The organism is Microbulbifer sp. ABH2_005 (genome assembly GCF_056160005.1).
The window spans coordinates 2,725,902-2,742,018 of the sequence record NZ_JBSWWI010000001.1 but is presented as its reverse complement, the minus strand read 5'-3'; the positions used below and the strand labels follow the sequence as shown (position 1 = coordinate 2,742,018).

Here is a 16,117-nt window from a genome sequence, read left to right as displayed (position 1 = left end):
GGTCATGAGGAAATACAATTTCTGCGCTGGTCCCGCCGCTCTACCTGAGCCGGTTTTACAGCAGGCGCAGCAGGAGCTGCTGGATTGGCGCGGTCTGGGGTGTTCAGTGATGGAGGTTAGTCACCGCTCGCCAGAATTTGTCGAGGTGGCTGAACGCGCGGAACAGGATCTGCGCGACCTGCTCAAGGTGCCAGATAACTATAAGGTGCTGTTTTTACAGGGTGGGGCTACCGGACAGTTCAGTGCGGTGCCTTGGAACCTGCTCGGCGCAGGCTCAAAACAGGCTGACTTTATCCACACCGGGCAGTGGGCGGCCAAGGCGATTAAAGAAGCTCGACGTTATGGCGAAGTCAATGTGGTTGCGTCCAGTGAGGATCGTAATTTCCGCTATGTGCCATCACAGGACAGCTGGCAGCAGAGTAAGGGAGCGGCCTATTTTCATTACACGCCCAACGAGACCATCGGCGGTATCGAGTTCGACTATGTTCCTGAAGTGGAATGTCCCCTGATTGCGGATATGTCCTCTAATATTCTTTCCTGTCCAATCGACGTGGAAAAATTTGGTGTGATATATGCCGGTGCGCAAAAAAATATTGGCCCCTCCGGTATAGCGGTCGCTTTGGTTCGCGATGATCTCCTCGATCGAGCGCTAAAAGATATTCCGCGTAGCTTGAGTTGGAAAGTCGCGGCAGATGCCGGCTCTATGGATAACACGCCACCCACATTCGCCTGGTACCTTTCAGGTCTGGTTTTCCAGTGGCTCAAGAATCAGGGTGGCGTTGAAGCTATGGCTCAACAGGCTGCTAAAAAGTCCTCTCTGCTCTATGACTTTCTCGATAGCAGTGATTTCTTTTCCAGCCCGGTGGAGAAGTCCAGCCGCTCGCGGATGAATGTTCCATTTGTGTTGGCCGACGAGCGACTCGATAAGCCGTTTTTGGCCGAGGCCGAGGAAGCCGGGTTGCTCAGTTTGAAGGGGCACCGCTCTGTGGGGGGGATGCGGGCATCCCTTTATAACGCCGTACCCTTTGAGGCGGTGAAGGCGCTAGTGGCCTTTATGGCGGACTTCGAGGCCCGCAGAGGCTAAAGAACAGGCAATTAATAAACCCAGGAAAGTAGAAAGCGGATGACAGAGGAAACCGTGGGAGGCGACCAGCGCCTGCTGGAGCTGCGCAATCGTATCGATGACATTGACTCGGAGATCGCCCGGCTAATCAGCGAGCGGGCCAGTTGCGCACTGGAGGTGGCGGAGGTAAAAAAAGCAACCGGAGAGGATGCGCTTTATTATCGCCCTGAACGTGAGGCGCAGGTTCTGCGTCGCGCTATGGAGCGCAATGCTGGCCCTTTGACCGATGAGGAAATGGCGAGGCTTTTTCGAGAGATTATGTCCGCCTGCCTCGCTCTGGAGGAGCCGGTCAAGGTAGCTTATCTTGGGCCTGAAGGTACCTTTACCCAGCAGGCAGCCTTGAAGCATTTTGGCAATTCCGCGCAGAGTCGTCCGCTGGCGGCCATCGATGAAGTCTTCCGTGAGGTGGAGGCCGGCGCTGTGAATTACGGCGTAGTGCCGGTAGAGAACTCCACTGAAGGTGTGATCAATCACACCCTGGACAACTTTATGAACTCCAATCTCAGTATTTGCGGAGAGGTGGAGTTGCGTATTCACCATCACCTGATGATTTCCGATGTGACTCGGCCGGAGTCGATCACGCGTATTTATTCCCATGCCCAGAGTTTGGCCCAATGCCGCAAATGGCTGGATGCACATTACCCCAACGTGGAGCGGGTGGCGGTCTCCAGTAATGCGGATGCGGCCAAGCGTGTTAAAGGGGAGTGGAATGCCGCGGCAATCGCCGGGGATATGGCGGCCGATCTCTATGGCCTGAAAGTGCTGTCAGAGAAAATTGAAGACCGCCCGGATAATTCCACGCGTTTCCTGATCGTTGGCACTCAGCAGGTGCCTGCCAGTGGCGATGATAAGACCTCTCTGATGGTCTCCATGCGCAATGAGCCAGGTGCGCTGCACGATATGCTTGAGCCCTTCCGCCGCTACAGCATCGACCTTACCAGGGTGGAAACGCGGCCTTCTCAGTCTGGCAACTGGACTTACGTGTTTTTTGTCGACTTTAAAGGTCACCGCGATACGAAGGATATTGCTGAGGCGCTAAAAGAGGTCGGTGCCTGTGCTTCGGATCTGAAAGTGCTCGGCTCCTACCCGCGCGGTGTCCTGTGATGGGACAAGTGCGTGTTGGCCGCTTGTTGGTTGTGGGTATCGGCCTTATTGGTGGCAGCTTTGCGCTCGCCCTCAAGGCGGCGGGAGCCTGCCGTGAAGTGATCGGTGTGGCGCTTCAGGAGGAGGTCTGCGAGCAGGCAAAGAGATTGGGTGTAGTCGATCGCGCCTACACAAGCCTGCCGCCAGCGCTTGAGCAGCTGGAAGCTGGGGATCTGGTTTTTATTGCGGTGCCAACTCTCGCAGTGGAGTCGGTATTTGCGCAGCTGAAGGATCATTTGCCTGAAGGTGTGACTGTCACCGATAGTGCCAGTGTTAAGGGGAGTGTGCAGAGTGCGGCGGAAAAAACCTGGGGCAGGGTACCGAATTATCTGGTGTTAGGGCACCCAATTGCCGGCTCCGAGAAAAGTGGGGTAAGCGCTGCGCGCGATGACCTCTTTCGCGATCACCGCGTAATCCTCACCCCAGCTCCTGACACCGATGTCGATCACCTGCACAGAGTGGCTCAGGCGTGGCAGGCCGCCGGAGCTGAAGTATTGAAAATGTCGGTGGAAGAGCATGATGAAGTACTGGCCGCGACCAGCCACCTTCCCCATGTGATCGCCTTTAGCCTAGTGGATACCCTGGCCCATGATGCTGAGAATGAAAATATTTTCCGCTATGCGGCCGGTGGTTTTCGCGACTTCACTCGCATTGCCTCCAGTGACCCGGTGATGTGGCGGGATATTATGCTGGCTAACCGAGATGCCATCTTAAAAGCGATCGATCTCTACAGTCTCAATCTTTCCTCCCTGCGCAGTGCGATCGCCTCTGGTGATAGCTCGGCACTGATGGGGGTCTTTACCCGCGCTAAAGCGGCGCGGGATCACTTTACAAAAATGTTAGCGAAACAAGCGTATTCAGAACCTATGCAAGCAAAGGAAGTTACTTTTATCGCGCAACCGGGTGGTACCGTGAGTGGCAAACTCCGTGTTCCGGGAGATAAATCCATGTCACACCGCTCAATTATGCTGGGCTCTCTGGCTGAAGGGGTGACAGAAGTGGAGGGCTTCCTTGAGGGGGAGGACGCTCTGGCCACTCTGCAGGCATTTCGCGATATGGGGGTGGTCATTGAGGGGCCGGATAAGGGCCGAGTGACGATACATGGAGTGGGGTTGCATGGTTTACAGGCGCCGCCTGGCCCGCTTTATCTGGGTAACTCCGGGACCTCTATGCGCCTGCTTGCTGGTTTGCTCGCGGGTCAGAATTTTGATGTCACTCTGACCGGTGATGAATCCCTCTCTAAGCGCCCCATGAACCGGGTTGCCAACCCATTGCGAGACATGGGCGCAGCAATTGAAACCGGGCCCGAGGGGCGTCCACCACTATTGATCAAAGGTGGTAAACGACTCGCCGGTATCGATTATCACCTGCCAATGGCAAGTGCCCAGGTGAAATCTGCGGTCCTGCTCGCCGGCCTCTATGCAGAAGGTGAAACCAGCACTGTGGAGCCGGCTCCTACCCGTGATCATACCGAGCGCATGTTGCAGGGTTTTGGTTATTCCGTGGGACGTGATGGTGCCCGCGCGACCTTGCAAGGAAATGGAGAGTTGAAGGCTTGTCGTATTGATGTGCCGGCGGATATCTCCTCAGCGGCTTTCTTTATGGTGGCTGCGGCTATTTCTCCAGGGGCGGATGTGACCCTGGAGCATGTGGGAATCAACCCGACGCGCGATGGAGTCATTAATATCCTTCGGGCTATGGGTGGTGATATTGAGCTTTCAAATAAACGCACTGTGGGGGGGGAGCCGGTCGCGGATATCCGGGTTCGCTATGCGCCTTTAAAGGGAATTGCTATTCCCGAAGATCAGGTGCCTCTGGCTATCGATGAATTCCCCGCACTATTTATTGCCGCGGCTTGCGCGCAGGGGCAGACGGTTTTGACCGGTGCTGAAGAATTGCGTGTAAAAGAGAGTGATCGTATTCAGGCGATGGCCAATGGTCTTGCTGCCTTGGGGGTAAGTGCGGCGCCTACCGAAGATGGAATCGTGATCAATGGCTCCCCAGAAAAAGCGGTATTTTCCGGTGGCACCGTGGATAGTTTAGGAGATCACCGTATCGCTATGGCTTTTGCGGTGGCATCGCTGCGTGCAAAGGATACAATCCGCATCCTCCACTGCGCCAATGTGGCGACCTCCTTTCCGAACTTTGCTGAACTGGCAGTTGGTTCAGGCTTTAGGCTGCAGTTAGCTTGACCTAGGGTATCTTTATGGGGGGAGCCGGTTTGCGCGGCTAACGATGAAGTAGAGTTGTACGAATAACTATGAATGATTCAAGCAAGCTGCCACCGGTTGTCACAATTGACGGTCCCAGTGGCTCAGGTAAGGGAACTATCGCAAAGCTGCTGGCCGACAGGCTGGGCTTTGCTCTTTTGGACTCTGGCGCTCTTTATCGGGCTGCCGCCTTGGCCGCCCTGGAAAAAGAGGTGGATCTCGCCGATGAAGAAGCGCTGACTCAGGTTGCCAAAGATTTGGATGTTCGCTTTCCGATAAGTGATGGTCGCTTGCAGGTCTTGTTGGAGGGTCGGGAGGTCAGCCATGAAATCCGCATGGAGCGGGTGAGTATGGCGGCTTCTACGGTGGCTGCAATCCCCGGCGTGCGCGCCGCATTACTGCAGCGTCAACGGGACTTCAGGCTTCAGCCAGGTTTAGTGGCCGATGGCCGGGATATGGGCACCACCGTGTTCCCCGATGCCCCCGTTAAGGTGTATCTAACCGCCAGTGCAGAGGAGCGCGCCAGGAGGCGCGAAGCGCAGTTGCGGGAGAAGGGGGTTTCTGTTAGCCTCCGCGACCTGCTGGAGGACATCCGTGCCCGTGATGCACAGGATATGAATCGAAAAGCGTCCCCCCTGGCTCCCGCTGAAGATGCGGTAGAGCTCGATAGTACTGGGGTTGGGATTGAGGATGTTCTCAATAAAGTAATGGCACTGGTACAGGAGCGGATCGCGCCCTGAACCACAGAAGTCAGTAGCAGAAAGTTTTTAACGATAGCGGCCGGGTTTTGCCAGAATTGCCCGGCCGTTGTTGTAATCCGACCCGCGTTCTGGCATCGCGGTTGGGGTCCTGGCTGGCGGTTGACTAAACTCAACAGTTACTAACGGCTGGACCCAGCACTATAGGTAATGTAATGAGCGAGAGCTTTGCTGATCTATTTGAAGAGAGCCTGAAAAGCGTTGAAATGGCACCGGGCGCTATCGTCACTGGTGTTGTAATTGACGTAGACAAAGACTGGGTAACCGTTCACGCGGGCCTGAAGTCTGAAGGCGTTATCCCTGCTGCACAGTTCGCCAACGATAAAGGCGAAGTTGAGCTGCAGGTGGGCGACGAAGTACAGGTTGCCCTGGAAGCTGTAGAAGACGGTTTCGGTGAAACCCGTCTGTCCCGTGAAAAAGCCAAGCGCGCCGAAGCCTGGAAAATCCTCGACGCAGCGCACGCAGCTGACGAAGTGGTTAAAGGTGTTATCAGCGGTAAGGTTAAGGGTGGCTTTACTGTCGACGTTGCCAATATCCGCGCATTCCTGCCCGGCTCTCTGGTCGATGTTCGCCCGGTTCGCGACACCGCGCACCTGGAAGGTAAAGAGCTCGAGTTCAAGGTTATCAAGCTGGATGCCAAGCGTAACAACGTAGTGGTTTCCCGTCGCGCCGTGATGGAAGCTGCAACCTCTGAAGAGCGTGAAGCGCTGCTGGAAAGCCTGCAAGAAGGCATGAGCATTAAGGGTATCGTTAAGAACCTGACCGACTACGGTGCTTTCGTAGATCTGGGTGGTATCGACGGCCTGCTGCACATCACCGATATGGCTTGGAAGCGTATCAAGCATCCGAGCGAGATCGTGAACGTTGGCGACGAGATCGAAGTAAAAGTACTGAAGTTCGACCGCGAGCGTAGCCGTGTATCCCTGGGCCTGAAGCAACTGGGCGAAGATCCTTGGGTATCCATCAAGCAGCGCTACCCAGAGAACAGCCGCGTGAAGGCGGTTGTAACCAACCTGACCGACTACGGCTGCTTCGCAGAGCTGGAAGAAGGTGTGGAAGGCCTGGTACACGTTTCCGAAATGGATTGGACCAACAAGAACATTCACCCGTCCAAAGTTGTCCAGGTTGGCGACGAGGTAGAGGTGATGATTCTGGATATCGACGAAGAGCGTCGTCGTATCTCCCTGGGTATCAAGCAGTGCCAGGAAAATCCGTGGGATGCCTTCGCGCGTAAATTCGCTAAGGGCGACAAGATCTCCGGCAAGATCAAGTCTATCACTGACTTCGGTATCTTCATCGGTCTCGACGGCAGCATCGACGGTCTGGTTCACCTGTCCGATATCTCCTGGAACGAAGCTGGCGAAGAAGCTGTTCGCAAGTTCAAGAAAGGCGACGAAATCGAGACTGTTATCCTGGGCATCGATTCCGAGCGCGAGCGTATCTCCCTGGGTATCAAGCAGCTGGAGTCCGATCCGTTCTCCGACTACGTATCCACTAGCGATCGCGGCAGCATCGTCAATGGTATCGTGAAGGAAGTGGACGCTAAGCAAGCGGTAATCACCCTGGCAGATGAAGTTGAAGGCGTTCTGCGCGCTTCAGAAATTAGCCGCGACAAGGTTGAAGACGCTCGCAACGTTCTGAAAGAAGGCGAAGAAGTAGAAGCTAAGATCACCAGCGTGGATCGCAAGAACCGCGTGATCAGCCTGTCTATCAAAGCCAAAGATCAGGACGACGAGAAGCAAGCCATCAAGGATCACAGCAAGAAGCAGTCTGAGCAAGTTCAGCCTGCTACTATCGGTGACCTGATCAAGGCACAGATGAACAACAAAGACTAATCATCTTTGAGTGTTCACCACTTCAGATTTCTTGTCTGAAGTGACCCGAAAGCCGGACTGGGGTTGCCCAGTCCGGCTTTCTATTAGATGATTGGCGCTCTACTCCAGAAAATCAATGACTTACAAAGGTTGCGGAGCGCATGACCAAGTCCGAACTGATCGAAAGGATTGCGTTGAGGTTGGATCAGCTGCCAGTTAAGGATGTAGAGCTGGCGGTCAAGGTGATGTTGGATACCATGTCTGATTCCCTCTCTCAGGGGGAGCGCATTGAGATACGAGGTTTTGGCAGTTTTTCACTGCATTACCGTGCACCACGCACTGGGCGGAATCCTAAAACGGGGGATGCTGTGGCGCTGGCGGGTAAATATGTTCCCCATTTCAAGCCTGGCAAAGAATTGCGCGACAGAGTAAATCGCAGCATGCACGATGTGGCTGGGATCGAAGTATGATTGCACCTCGGATATTGCCGGATGAGAGGGGTGGTGCTTCCAAAATGGCAGTATCATTCGCCTGAAAATCCTTGTGGCCGCTAGTTTGAGCCAATCTTTCGTGGAACGTGGAGGTTCCCTTGTCATTTCTGCGCTGGCTGATGCACTTTTTTTTCGGCCTTTTGGCCCTGATTTGCGTTGCTCTCGGTATCTATTTTGCGGTGGAAAACTCCCAGGTGATCTCCCCGGTTATTGCGGGTTACTCCCTGCAGTCCGGAAGCGTTGGGGTTTGGCTGATCTGTATGCTGCTTCTGGGCGTTTTGCTCGGCTTCCTTGCCAGTCTTTTACCGATTTTTTCCCAGCACCGCCGCGCTAGAGGTTTGAACAAGCAGCTCAAAAAGATGGAGCGCGAACTGCAAGCCGTTCACCGTAAGGCTTCCGGAGACTGACTTGCTGGATCTTGCCTACTTCTTCTTTCTGCTGACTGCTGTTGCTATCGGTTGGGTATTGGGTCGCGGTAGCTCCAGGAGAAAGCCCGACTTTAGTGAGCGGGAGCAGTCCCTGGCTCGCTCTTATGCGCAGGGTCTTAATTATCTTCTGAGCGAGCACCACGATGACACCATTGAGAAGTTTATCGATTCTCTTGAGGTCAGCCCGGTCACTTTCGATACGCACCTGGCTCTGGGCAATCTCTTGCGTAGAAGGGGGGAGTACGACCAGGCTATCAGGGTCCACCAGAACCTGCTCGCGCGTCCCAGCTTATCAAGGCAGAGCCAGCATAAAGCCCAGTTTGAGTTGGCCTGCGACTATATCGCCGCTGGCTGGTTAGATAGGGCCGAGCGGCTTCTACAGGAGCTGGTTGAAACCTCCCAGGAGCTGCGGGCAACCAGTCTCGAACATTTGATTGAGGTCTATAGGGATGAGAGAGAGTGGGCTAAAGCCATCCATGCGGTAAATCTTTTGCATGGTCGCCGATTCAAGCGATTGTCCGCTGACTGGGCTCCTATACAGGCGCACTTTTGCTGTGAGTTGGCTGAGGAGGCTATTGCAGGCAAAGACTATTTGAGTGCGCGTAAACATCTAGATGCGGCTTTGGGGTATGATCGCAGCTCAGTCAGAGCCTGCTTACTGTGGGCGCGTCTTGAATACTTGCTCGGTAAGCAGCGTGACGCTATCAAGGTGTTGCAGCGGATTCCCAAGCAAAGCCCCGACTATATTCCGGAAATTCTGGAGTTATTAATCACCTGCTATGTCGAGCTGGATGATGGAAAGGGGTTGGATCGCTATCTTGAGTCGCTCCTCAAGGAGCACCCATCGAATAGCGTATTGATCGCTCTTACTAGCAGGATTCAAGAGCAGGATAGTGAAGCCGCTGCGGCAGCCTTTATGGGCAAGCAGCTTGCTCTGCGCCCATCATTGCGAGGACTTGGCCGTTTTCTGGATTTGTATATTGGCACGGCGCAAGGTAGGTCGAGGGAAAATCTCTCCCTGCTGAAAACATTGGTTGATCAACTGATCGCCAATCGTCCGCACTATCGTTGCAGTAATTGTGGATTCTCTGGAAACCAATTGCACTGGTTATGCCCCAGCTGCAAGCATTGGGACTCTGTCCGCTCAGTCAAGGGGATCGAGGGGGAGTGATGGATTTCCTCGATCGCTATCTAGTCTAATTTTTTTAGAGGTATTTCTTTGCATTCTCAAGTCTCCTCCCCGGTTATTGTCGCCCTCGATTATGACAACGCCGATGCCGCGCTCTCTATGGCGGATCAGCTAGACCCATCTCTTTGTCGAGTAAAAGTTGGCAAGGAATTATTCACTATTGCGGGGCCAGATCTGGTTCGCGCCCTTGTCGATCGAGGGTTTGAGGTTTTTCTGGACCTGAAATTTCATGATATCCCCAATACCGTTGCAGCAGCGGTAAAGGCGGCAGCGCGCCTGGGTGTTTGGATGGTAAATGTGCACGCTAGTGGCGGAGAGCGCATGATGAGAGCGGCTGCCGATGCGTTGAGTGAGCTTGGCGAAGGTAGGCCGTTGCTGATCGGAGTCACTGTGCTGACTAGCACCACCCAGGAAGAGCTTGCAGCAACTGGGGTTGGTAAGCCCTTGGAGGAGCAGGTGCTCAACCTGGCCGCTCAGGCTCAGTCCTGTGGTCTCGATGGTGTAGTCTGCTCTGCGCGCGAGGCTGAAGCGCTAAAAGAAGCCTGTGGTCCAGATTTTGCTTTGGTGACCCCAGGGATTCGCCCTGCCGGTAGTGACGCCGGCGATCAGCGACGTACTCTTACCCCTTCTGAGGCATTGAATCAGGGATCTGACTACTTGGTAATTGGTCGACCAATCACCGCGGCAGAGTACCCCCTGACAGCCCTGCAAGATATATTGGCTGAAATTGCAGGAAAATAAGGTTTGTTTGCTTTGACTGGGTGTCATGTAGTGTAATAAGCCTATGCAAGAGGCTCATATGACCTGTTGGTATCATGCTCCGGCTTGGGGAGGTATAGCAGTCCCAATGTGAAACCAAAACACTTTCACTGGGAGTCGATCATGATAAAAGCTCATTCGTTAATTTCTGTATTTTTGGCTATTGCCCTTTCATTTTTTTCTTTATCGGCATTATCCGCCGAGGAGATTGAGGTTGCACAGCAAGACTCTATTGCGGTCAATGTAAACAGTGCATCCGCGGCAGAGCTTGCTGACAGGCTTGTCGGCATTGGTGAGGCCAAAGCGCAGCTGATTATTGAGTATCGGGAGCAGCATGGTCCCTTTACATCGTTAGATCAGCTGCTCAATGTCAAAGGGATTGGTGCAGCGACGCTCGACAAGAATCGTGAGCGGATTCGATTGTAGTTGACTTGGAATTAGGGGCGAAGAGGATTCCCCTTTGTTGATAGGATGGGGTGCCTCTCTGCCTCAGCTCTCCTCTGCTGCGAAATTGATGTCAGCGCTTGTTCTGAGGTTTAGTTTTAGCGCTATGTGTTGCGTCAATAGTAGGTGTTGAAGGAGAAAGTTTTGACAGGTTCATTTTTAGCTTGGTTGCTCCCCTTGTTAGTTGGGGGGGCATTGAGTTACGGCATGACATCTGTCTTGCTGTCGCGCATGCAAAATTTGGCCCTGGATGTGCCCAATCATCGCTCCATGCATAGCGACCCGGTTCCTCGCACTGGTGGTTGGGCGCTATTGGCGGGTTGCGGGCTGGGCTTAGCTGTGGGGCCGGCATCTTTTCCTCTGCCGGTTTATATATCTTTTTTCTTGCTGCTTGCTGTATCGGCCATAGATGATGTGCGGCATGTGGCTGCTAGGGTACGTTTTGCCACCCAGTTAATCGCCGCGATATTGATTGTTCTTTCGCTACCCAGAGAGGTGGATTGGTGGTGGCTTCTTCCCCTCGTTCTGGCGGGGAGTTGGATGATCAATCTGTACAATTTTATGGACGGCATGGATGGCTTTGCCGGCAGCATGACTGTGATCGGTTTTTTATCTCTTGGTCTTGTGTGTTTTTTTGCTGGTGATTGGGAGTTGGCTGGTGTGTGCGCCTTGTTTGTGGTGTGCACAGTGATTTTCCTGCGCTTTAATTGGCCCCCTGCTCGAATATTTATGGGGGATGCAGGGTCCACAGGCATTGGTTTGGCAGTGTTCGCTTTAAGCGTGTTTGGGTGGCAGAGAGGGGCCTTTCAGTTATGGTTCCCGATCATTGTATTTAGCCCATTTTGGGTGGATGCCAGTTTTACATTATTGCGCAGAGTGGCCACTGGGCAGCGCTGGTGGGAGGCCCATCGAGAGCACGTGTACCAGCGCTTGGCACTCCGAATTGGAGTGAGAAAAACACTACATTTGCAGTTGGCTTTAATGGTTGCTGCATCTAGTGTCGCATTCGCTTTTGTTGCCTTGACGGCAGCTTGACTTTGATGGTCGCTCGAATGGGGCCAGGGATTGGTTGATTCTATGTTTGGAGTAATCCTGTGATTGGTATTTGGCGAAAATTTGACAGGGCCAAGAAGCCGACATTGATGTTGCTGTTTGACCTCGCGATGCTGAGTGTTGCCTTTTTTATTGCTATGGCAATTCGGCTCAATGGCTTTGCTGAGGCTGTGACGTTGCCAATGCTGGCCTGCCTGGTTATTACCATCTGCTCCAGTAGCTTTATATTTCTTAAGCTCGGCTTGTACCGCACGGTTATTCGCTACATGGGGCAGAAAGCGGTTATCGCCGTACTCCAAGGGGTTACAGCATCCTCAATTCTACTTGCAGTAGCCTCTTATTTGACCACTGCGGGCGTCCCTCGCTCGGTACCAGTTATCTATTGGTGTTTTGCACTGATTGCTGTGGGTGGGTCTCGCTGGCTGGTTAGGATTTACTATCAGATGGCCTTGGAGATCCATAAAACTCGCGTGGCAATTTATGGCGCCGGTACGGCTGGTTTGCAGGTTTATAAGGCGTTGCTTCATGGTGAAGTCTATAAGCCCGTCGCCTTTTTTGACGATAACACCTCTAAGCAAAAGACTTTGATTGATGGTGTTATGGTTTATTCCCCGGCAAACATCCTTAGCGTTGTTGCCGATCAGGATATTGCTGAGGTTTTATTGGCAATGCCTGGCGTGCCTAAGCGCCGGCGCCGGGAAATAGCAAGGGGGCTTCGTGAGCAGGGGTTGGTGGTCAAGGCCATTCCCGGTGTGGAGGAGCTGGTTGATGCGGCGGGCCGCACCGAAGATATGTCCCAAACCTATGAAAATATTTTAGGTAGGGCTCCAGTAGAGCCTGAAAAAACTTTGATAGCTGGCTCTATTAGCGGCAAGGTGGTGCTGGTTACTGGTGCTGGTGGGTCTATTGGATCGGAACTGTGCCGGCAGATTGCCCAGTGGGGGCCGACTCACTTAGTGCTGGTTGAATCCTCTGAGTATGTCCTCTACCAAATTGAGCGTGAGCTTCGCCAGCAGCAGCTGGACGAAGGGTATCAGCTCAAGGTGACTGCACTACTTGGTGATGTCCGAGATAAAGTGCGAATGGCCGATATCATTAAAGGCTTTTCGGTAAATACTATTTATCATGCCGCTGCCTATAAGCATGTTCCATTGGTTGAGCAGAATGTCGTTCTGGGTGCAGACAATAATGTGCTGGGTACCCTGTCAGTTTTGGAGGCCACCGAAGGCTCCAAGGTGGAGCAGTTTGTTCTGATTTCTACCGATAAGGCCGTACGCCCAACGAATGTCATGGGTGCCACCAAGCGCCTTGCCGAACTGGTGTGTCAGGATTATGGTCGCCACTCCAGCAAAATGCGGGTCTGTATGGTCCGCTTTGGTAATGTGCTGGGCTCTTCTGGCTCGGTTATCCCTCTGTTTACAGATCAGATCAATGCGGGCGGCCCCGTTACTGTGACCCACCCTAAGGTGACCCGCTACTTTATGACCATTCCCGAAGCCGCTCAGCTTGTCTTGCAGGCCGGGAATATGGGCCGCAACGGCGATGTATTTGTATTGGATATGGGAGAGCCGGTACAAATCTATGATCTTGCCGAGCGGCTTATCAGGATTATGGGGCACTCCGTAAAGGATGATAAAAACCCTGACGGAGATATTGAGATTCAAGTGACTGGCTTGCGTCCCGGGGAGAAACTCTACGAGGAGCTGCTACTTGGTGACAATGTATCGGGTACCGACCACCCGATGATTATGCGCGCGGAAGAGGAGTTCCTGGAGAGGGGGGCCCTGCGATCGCTTATTGCGGCACTGAGGCAGGCCTGTGCTGAGCATCACTGCGAGAAGGTCCATCAGATCTTATCTGAATCGGTAAGTGGTTATGTCTCAAGGCACGGCTTGGCCGATGCCGTTTGGTCTTGCTCTGCCAGAGTGCCCCGCCCGGTAAAAATGGCCACCGTTGAGCGACTTCCCGTCTCTAATGAGGGCGTCTCCGGTAGCTTTTTATAGGGCCGCTACCACTGGCGACCCTCAGTACTTTATAAGCTGGTAGCTGAGGGGCTTTTCGGGGGTGAGAAATAAAGGTCGAGGTGAAAAAGATAGGGTGGTTATACAAGAAAAAACCCCACATAGCATGCTATGTGGGGTTTTAATTTGGCTCCGCCTGCTGGGCTCGAACCAGCGACCCAATGATTAACAGTCATTTGCTCTACCAACTGAGCTAAGGCGGAATTTAATCTAACTTATAGAGCGCAAATTAAGCTGCGCTTTGAAATTTGGCTCCGCCTGCTGGGCTCGAACCAGCGACCCAATGATTAACAGTCATTTGCTCTACCAACTGAGCTAAGGCGGAATATCTTTTCGGCTGTGCCGTTGAGATGGCGCGTATATTATAGAGCACTCCTGACTAGGTCAACCCCTTTTTTGATCTTTAACTAATTGATTTGTCAGGAAAATATTTATTTGGCCTGCGAGCAAAACGCCTCAGGTCTGAGGAGGGCAGGGTAGGACGCTATTCTCTTGTATTTGAGGGTGGTATGACGACAGCCTACAATCCGGTGTTGCATGAACGATTGAGTGGTTGAGGGAAGTGTATGGAGTCGCGGCCTTTTAAGGTGGAATCTAAGTATCAGCCAGCCGGGGATCAGCCGCTGGCGATCGAGCAGTTATCTGAGGGTATAGACGATGGTTTGAGTCATCAAACGCTGCTGGGGGTTACGGGTTCGGGTAAAACCTTCACTATGGCGAACATCATCGAGCGCTTACAGCGCCCGGCAATAGTGATGGCGCACAACAAAACGTTGGCTGCCCAGCTCTATGGGGAGTTCAAAGAGTTTTTCCCTAAGAATGCCGTCGAGTATTTCGTCTCCTATTACGACTACTACCAGCCTGAAGCTTATGTGCCCTCCTCAGATACTTTTATTGAGAAGGATGCATCGGTAAATGAGCACATTGAGCAGATGCGCCTTTCTGCCACAAAGGCACTGATAGAGCGGCGTGATGTTGTGGTCGTCGCCACGGTATCGGCTATTTATGGCCTGGGTGATCCCGATAAATATCTAAAAATGGTGTTGCATCTGGATCGCGGCGACCTGGTGGATCAGCGCACAATTTTACGCAGGTTGGCGGAGTTGCAATACACGCGCAATGATGCCGATTTCCGCCGCGCAACTTATCGTGTGCGCGGTGATATTATTGATATCTACCCGGCCGACTCCGATTTGGAGGCGGTTCGCCTGTCTCTGTTTGATGAAGAGATTGAAGAGATCACCCTGTTTGACCCTCTTACTGGCGAGCAGCTCAAGAAAGTTCCCCGGGTTACCATCTTCCCCAAGAGTCACTACGTTACCCCGCGCGAGACCATTGTCAGCGCTATCGATGAAATCAAGGATGAACTGCGGGTGCGTCTGGATCAGTTGCGCGGTAATAACAAGCTGCTGGAGGCGCAGAGGCTGGATCAGCGTACCCGATATGATTTGGAAATGATGCAGGAGTTAGGGTATTGCAATGGCGTGGAGAATTATTCTCGTTACCTGTCTGGTCGTGATGCCGGCCAGCCACCGCCCACACTTTTTGACTACTTGCCAAACGATGCGCTGCTGTTTATCGATGAAAGCCACGTAACCGTGCCGCAAATTGGCGGTATGTACCGTGGGGATAGATCGCGCAAAGAGACCCTGGTGGAGTACGGTTTCCGTCTCCCTTCCGCCCTGGACAACCGCCCGCTCAAATTTGAAGAGTGGGAGCACCTGGCCCCGCAAACGGTATTTGTTTCGGCGACACCGGGGCCCTATGAGGCTGATCACGCGGGGCAGGTGGTTGAGCAGGTAGTGCGGCCCACGGGGCTAGTTGATCCGGAAGTGGAAATACGCCCGGCTCAAACCCAGGTTGACGATGCGCTCTCTGAAATTCACCGCTGCGCGGAAGCGGATCAGCGAGTGCTGATTACCGTGCTGACAAAGCGGATGGCAGAGGACCTGACCGAGTATCTGGCGGAGAATGGGGTGCGGGTACGCTACCTCCACTCCGATATCGATACTGTCGAACGGGTGGAGATTATTCGCGATCTTCGCATCGGCGAGTTTGACGTGCTAGTTGGTATTAACTTGCTGCGTGAAGGTCTGGATATGCCAGAGGTTGCCCTGGTGGCCATCTTCGATGCCGATAAGGAGGGCTTCCTCCGCTCTGACCGCTCACTGATCCAGACTATTGGCCGGGCGGCGCGCAACCTTGAGGGGCGGGCTATTTTGTATGCAGACAAAGTAACCGGCTCTATGGAGCGCGCGCTCGAGGAGACCCGCCGTCGCCGGGAAAAACAGCTTGCCTTCAATAAGGAGCATGGCATCACACCGAAAGGTATTCGCAAAAGTGTCGCCGATATTCTTGAGGGGGCTGTGGCTCCCGGTGTGCCCAAAAGTAGGCGTAAAGTGGCCGAAGGGAAGGGCGCCTACAAGGTTGACGCCAAACCATTATCTGACAAGCAGCGTTGGGCGCGAATTGCTGAGTTGGAGAACCAGATGTATGAGCACGCCAAAAACCTGGAGTTTGAATCTGCAGCAAAGTTGCGAGATGAGATTTCACGCCTGAAGGAAGTGGAATAATTGGGTTGGGGGCAGCTTTATCGGCTGCCCACATAGCCGCAATCACTTAAAAAAATTACTGCAAAAGCTCAGTAAGTTGTTGAAAACACTGAAAAGCGGTGCTAAAGTTCG

Annotated in this window: 13 protein-coding genes and 2 tRNA genes; 13 read left to right on the top strand and 2 right to left on the bottom strand. The window is 53.3% G+C overall.

Going from position 1 to position 16,117, the window contains the following annotated elements:
• Positions 1–4 precede the first annotated feature (4 nt).
• The 12 genes from serC (at position 5) to ACXAFI_RS11890 (ending at position 13,415) form a co-directional block, all read left to right on the top strand.
• The gene (serC, locus tag ACXAFI_RS11945) at positions 5–1,084 is read left to right on the top strand and encodes a 3-phosphoserine/phosphohydroxythreonine transaminase (RefSeq protein ID WP_475108979.1); all 1,080 of its coding nucleotides are present in this window, start codon (positions 5–7) and stop codon (positions 1,082–1,084) included.
• Between the two features lie 39 nt (positions 1,085–1,123).
• A complete protein-coding gene (gene pheA / locus ACXAFI_RS11940; protein WP_152452763.1) occupies positions 1,124–2,227 on the top strand; it encodes a prephenate dehydratase in 1,104 nt (367 codons plus the stop codon).
• Positions 2,227–4,458 carry a bifunctional prephenate dehydrogenase/3-phosphoshikimate 1-carboxyvinyltransferase gene (locus ACXAFI_RS11935; protein WP_475108978.1) on the top strand — a complete coding sequence of 744 codons (2,232 nt, stop codon included), beginning with the start codon at positions 2,227–2,229 and terminating at the stop codon, positions 4,456–4,458. Before pheA ends, ACXAFI_RS11935 begins: the two co-directional genes overlap by 1 nt.
• Positions 4,459–4,526: 68 nt before the next feature.
• Positions 4,527–5,216, top strand: a complete 690-nt coding sequence (gene cmk, locus ACXAFI_RS11930; RefSeq protein ID WP_152452767.1) for a (d)CMP kinase — start codon at positions 4,527–4,529, stop codon at positions 5,214–5,216.
• Between the two features lie 173 nt (positions 5,217–5,389).
• Positions 5,390–7,069: a 30S ribosomal protein S1 gene (gene rpsA, locus ACXAFI_RS11925; protein WP_152452769.1), complete on the top strand. Its 1,680-nt coding sequence runs from the start codon at positions 5,390–5,392 to the stop codon at positions 7,067–7,069.
• A gap of 140 nt (positions 7,070–7,209) precedes the next feature.
• Complete coding sequence (gene ihfB / locus ACXAFI_RS11920) at positions 7,210–7,518, top strand: integration host factor subunit beta (RefSeq protein ID WP_152452771.1); 309 nt, start codon at positions 7,210–7,212, stop codon at positions 7,516–7,518.
• Positions 7,519–7,637: 119 nt separating this feature from the next.
• Positions 7,638–7,946, top strand: a complete 309-nt coding sequence (locus tag ACXAFI_RS11915; protein WP_253868900.1) for a lipopolysaccharide assembly protein LapA domain-containing protein — start codon at positions 7,638–7,640, stop codon at positions 7,944–7,946.
• A 1-nt stretch (position 7,947) separates the two neighbouring features.
• Positions 7,948–9,138: a lipopolysaccharide assembly protein LapB gene (gene lapB, locus ACXAFI_RS11910; protein WP_475108977.1), complete on the top strand. Its 1,191-nt coding sequence runs from the start codon at positions 7,948–7,950 to the stop codon at positions 9,136–9,138.
• 48 nt (positions 9,139–9,186) lie between these two features.
• Positions 9,187–9,897 (top strand): orotidine-5'-phosphate decarboxylase, encoded by a 711-nt coding sequence (pyrF, locus tag ACXAFI_RS11905; RefSeq protein WP_152452775.1) that lies wholly within the window; start codon positions 9,187–9,189, stop codon positions 9,895–9,897.
• A gap of 141 nt (positions 9,898–10,038) precedes the next feature.
• Positions 10,039–10,341, top strand: coding sequence for a ComEA family DNA-binding protein (locus ACXAFI_RS11900; RefSeq protein WP_152452777.1), 303 nt, complete (start codon positions 10,039–10,041; stop codon positions 10,339–10,341).
• Between the two features lie 162 nt (positions 10,342–10,503).
• Positions 10,504–11,394 (top strand): MraY family glycosyltransferase, encoded by an 891-nt coding sequence (locus ACXAFI_RS11895; RefSeq protein WP_475108976.1) that lies wholly within the window; start codon positions 10,504–10,506, stop codon positions 11,392–11,394.
• Between the two features lie 59 nt (positions 11,395–11,453).
• Positions 11,454–13,415 carry a polysaccharide biosynthesis protein gene (locus ACXAFI_RS11890; protein ID WP_475108975.1) on the top strand — a complete coding sequence of 654 codons (1,962 nt, stop codon included), beginning with the start codon at positions 11,454–11,456 and terminating at the stop codon, positions 13,413–13,415.
• 145 nt (positions 13,416–13,560) lie between these two features.
• Here ACXAFI_RS11890 and ACXAFI_RS11885 read toward each other — a convergent pair.
• Both ACXAFI_RS11885 and ACXAFI_RS11880 read right to left on the bottom strand, forming a co-directional pair.
• A tRNA-Asn gene (locus ACXAFI_RS11885) sits at positions 13,561–13,636 on the bottom strand.
• Between the two features lie 46 nt (positions 13,637–13,682).
• Positions 13,683–13,758: transfer RNA gene (locus ACXAFI_RS11880), tRNA-Asn, on the bottom strand.
• A gap of 241 nt (positions 13,759–13,999) precedes the next feature.
• Between ACXAFI_RS11880 and uvrB the strand changes: the two genes are divergently transcribed.
• Complete coding sequence (uvrB, locus tag ACXAFI_RS11875; protein WP_475108974.1) at positions 14,000–16,006, top strand: excinuclease ABC subunit UvrB; 2,007 nt, start codon at positions 14,000–14,002, stop codon at positions 16,004–16,006.
• Positions 16,007–16,117 lie beyond the last annotated feature (111 nt).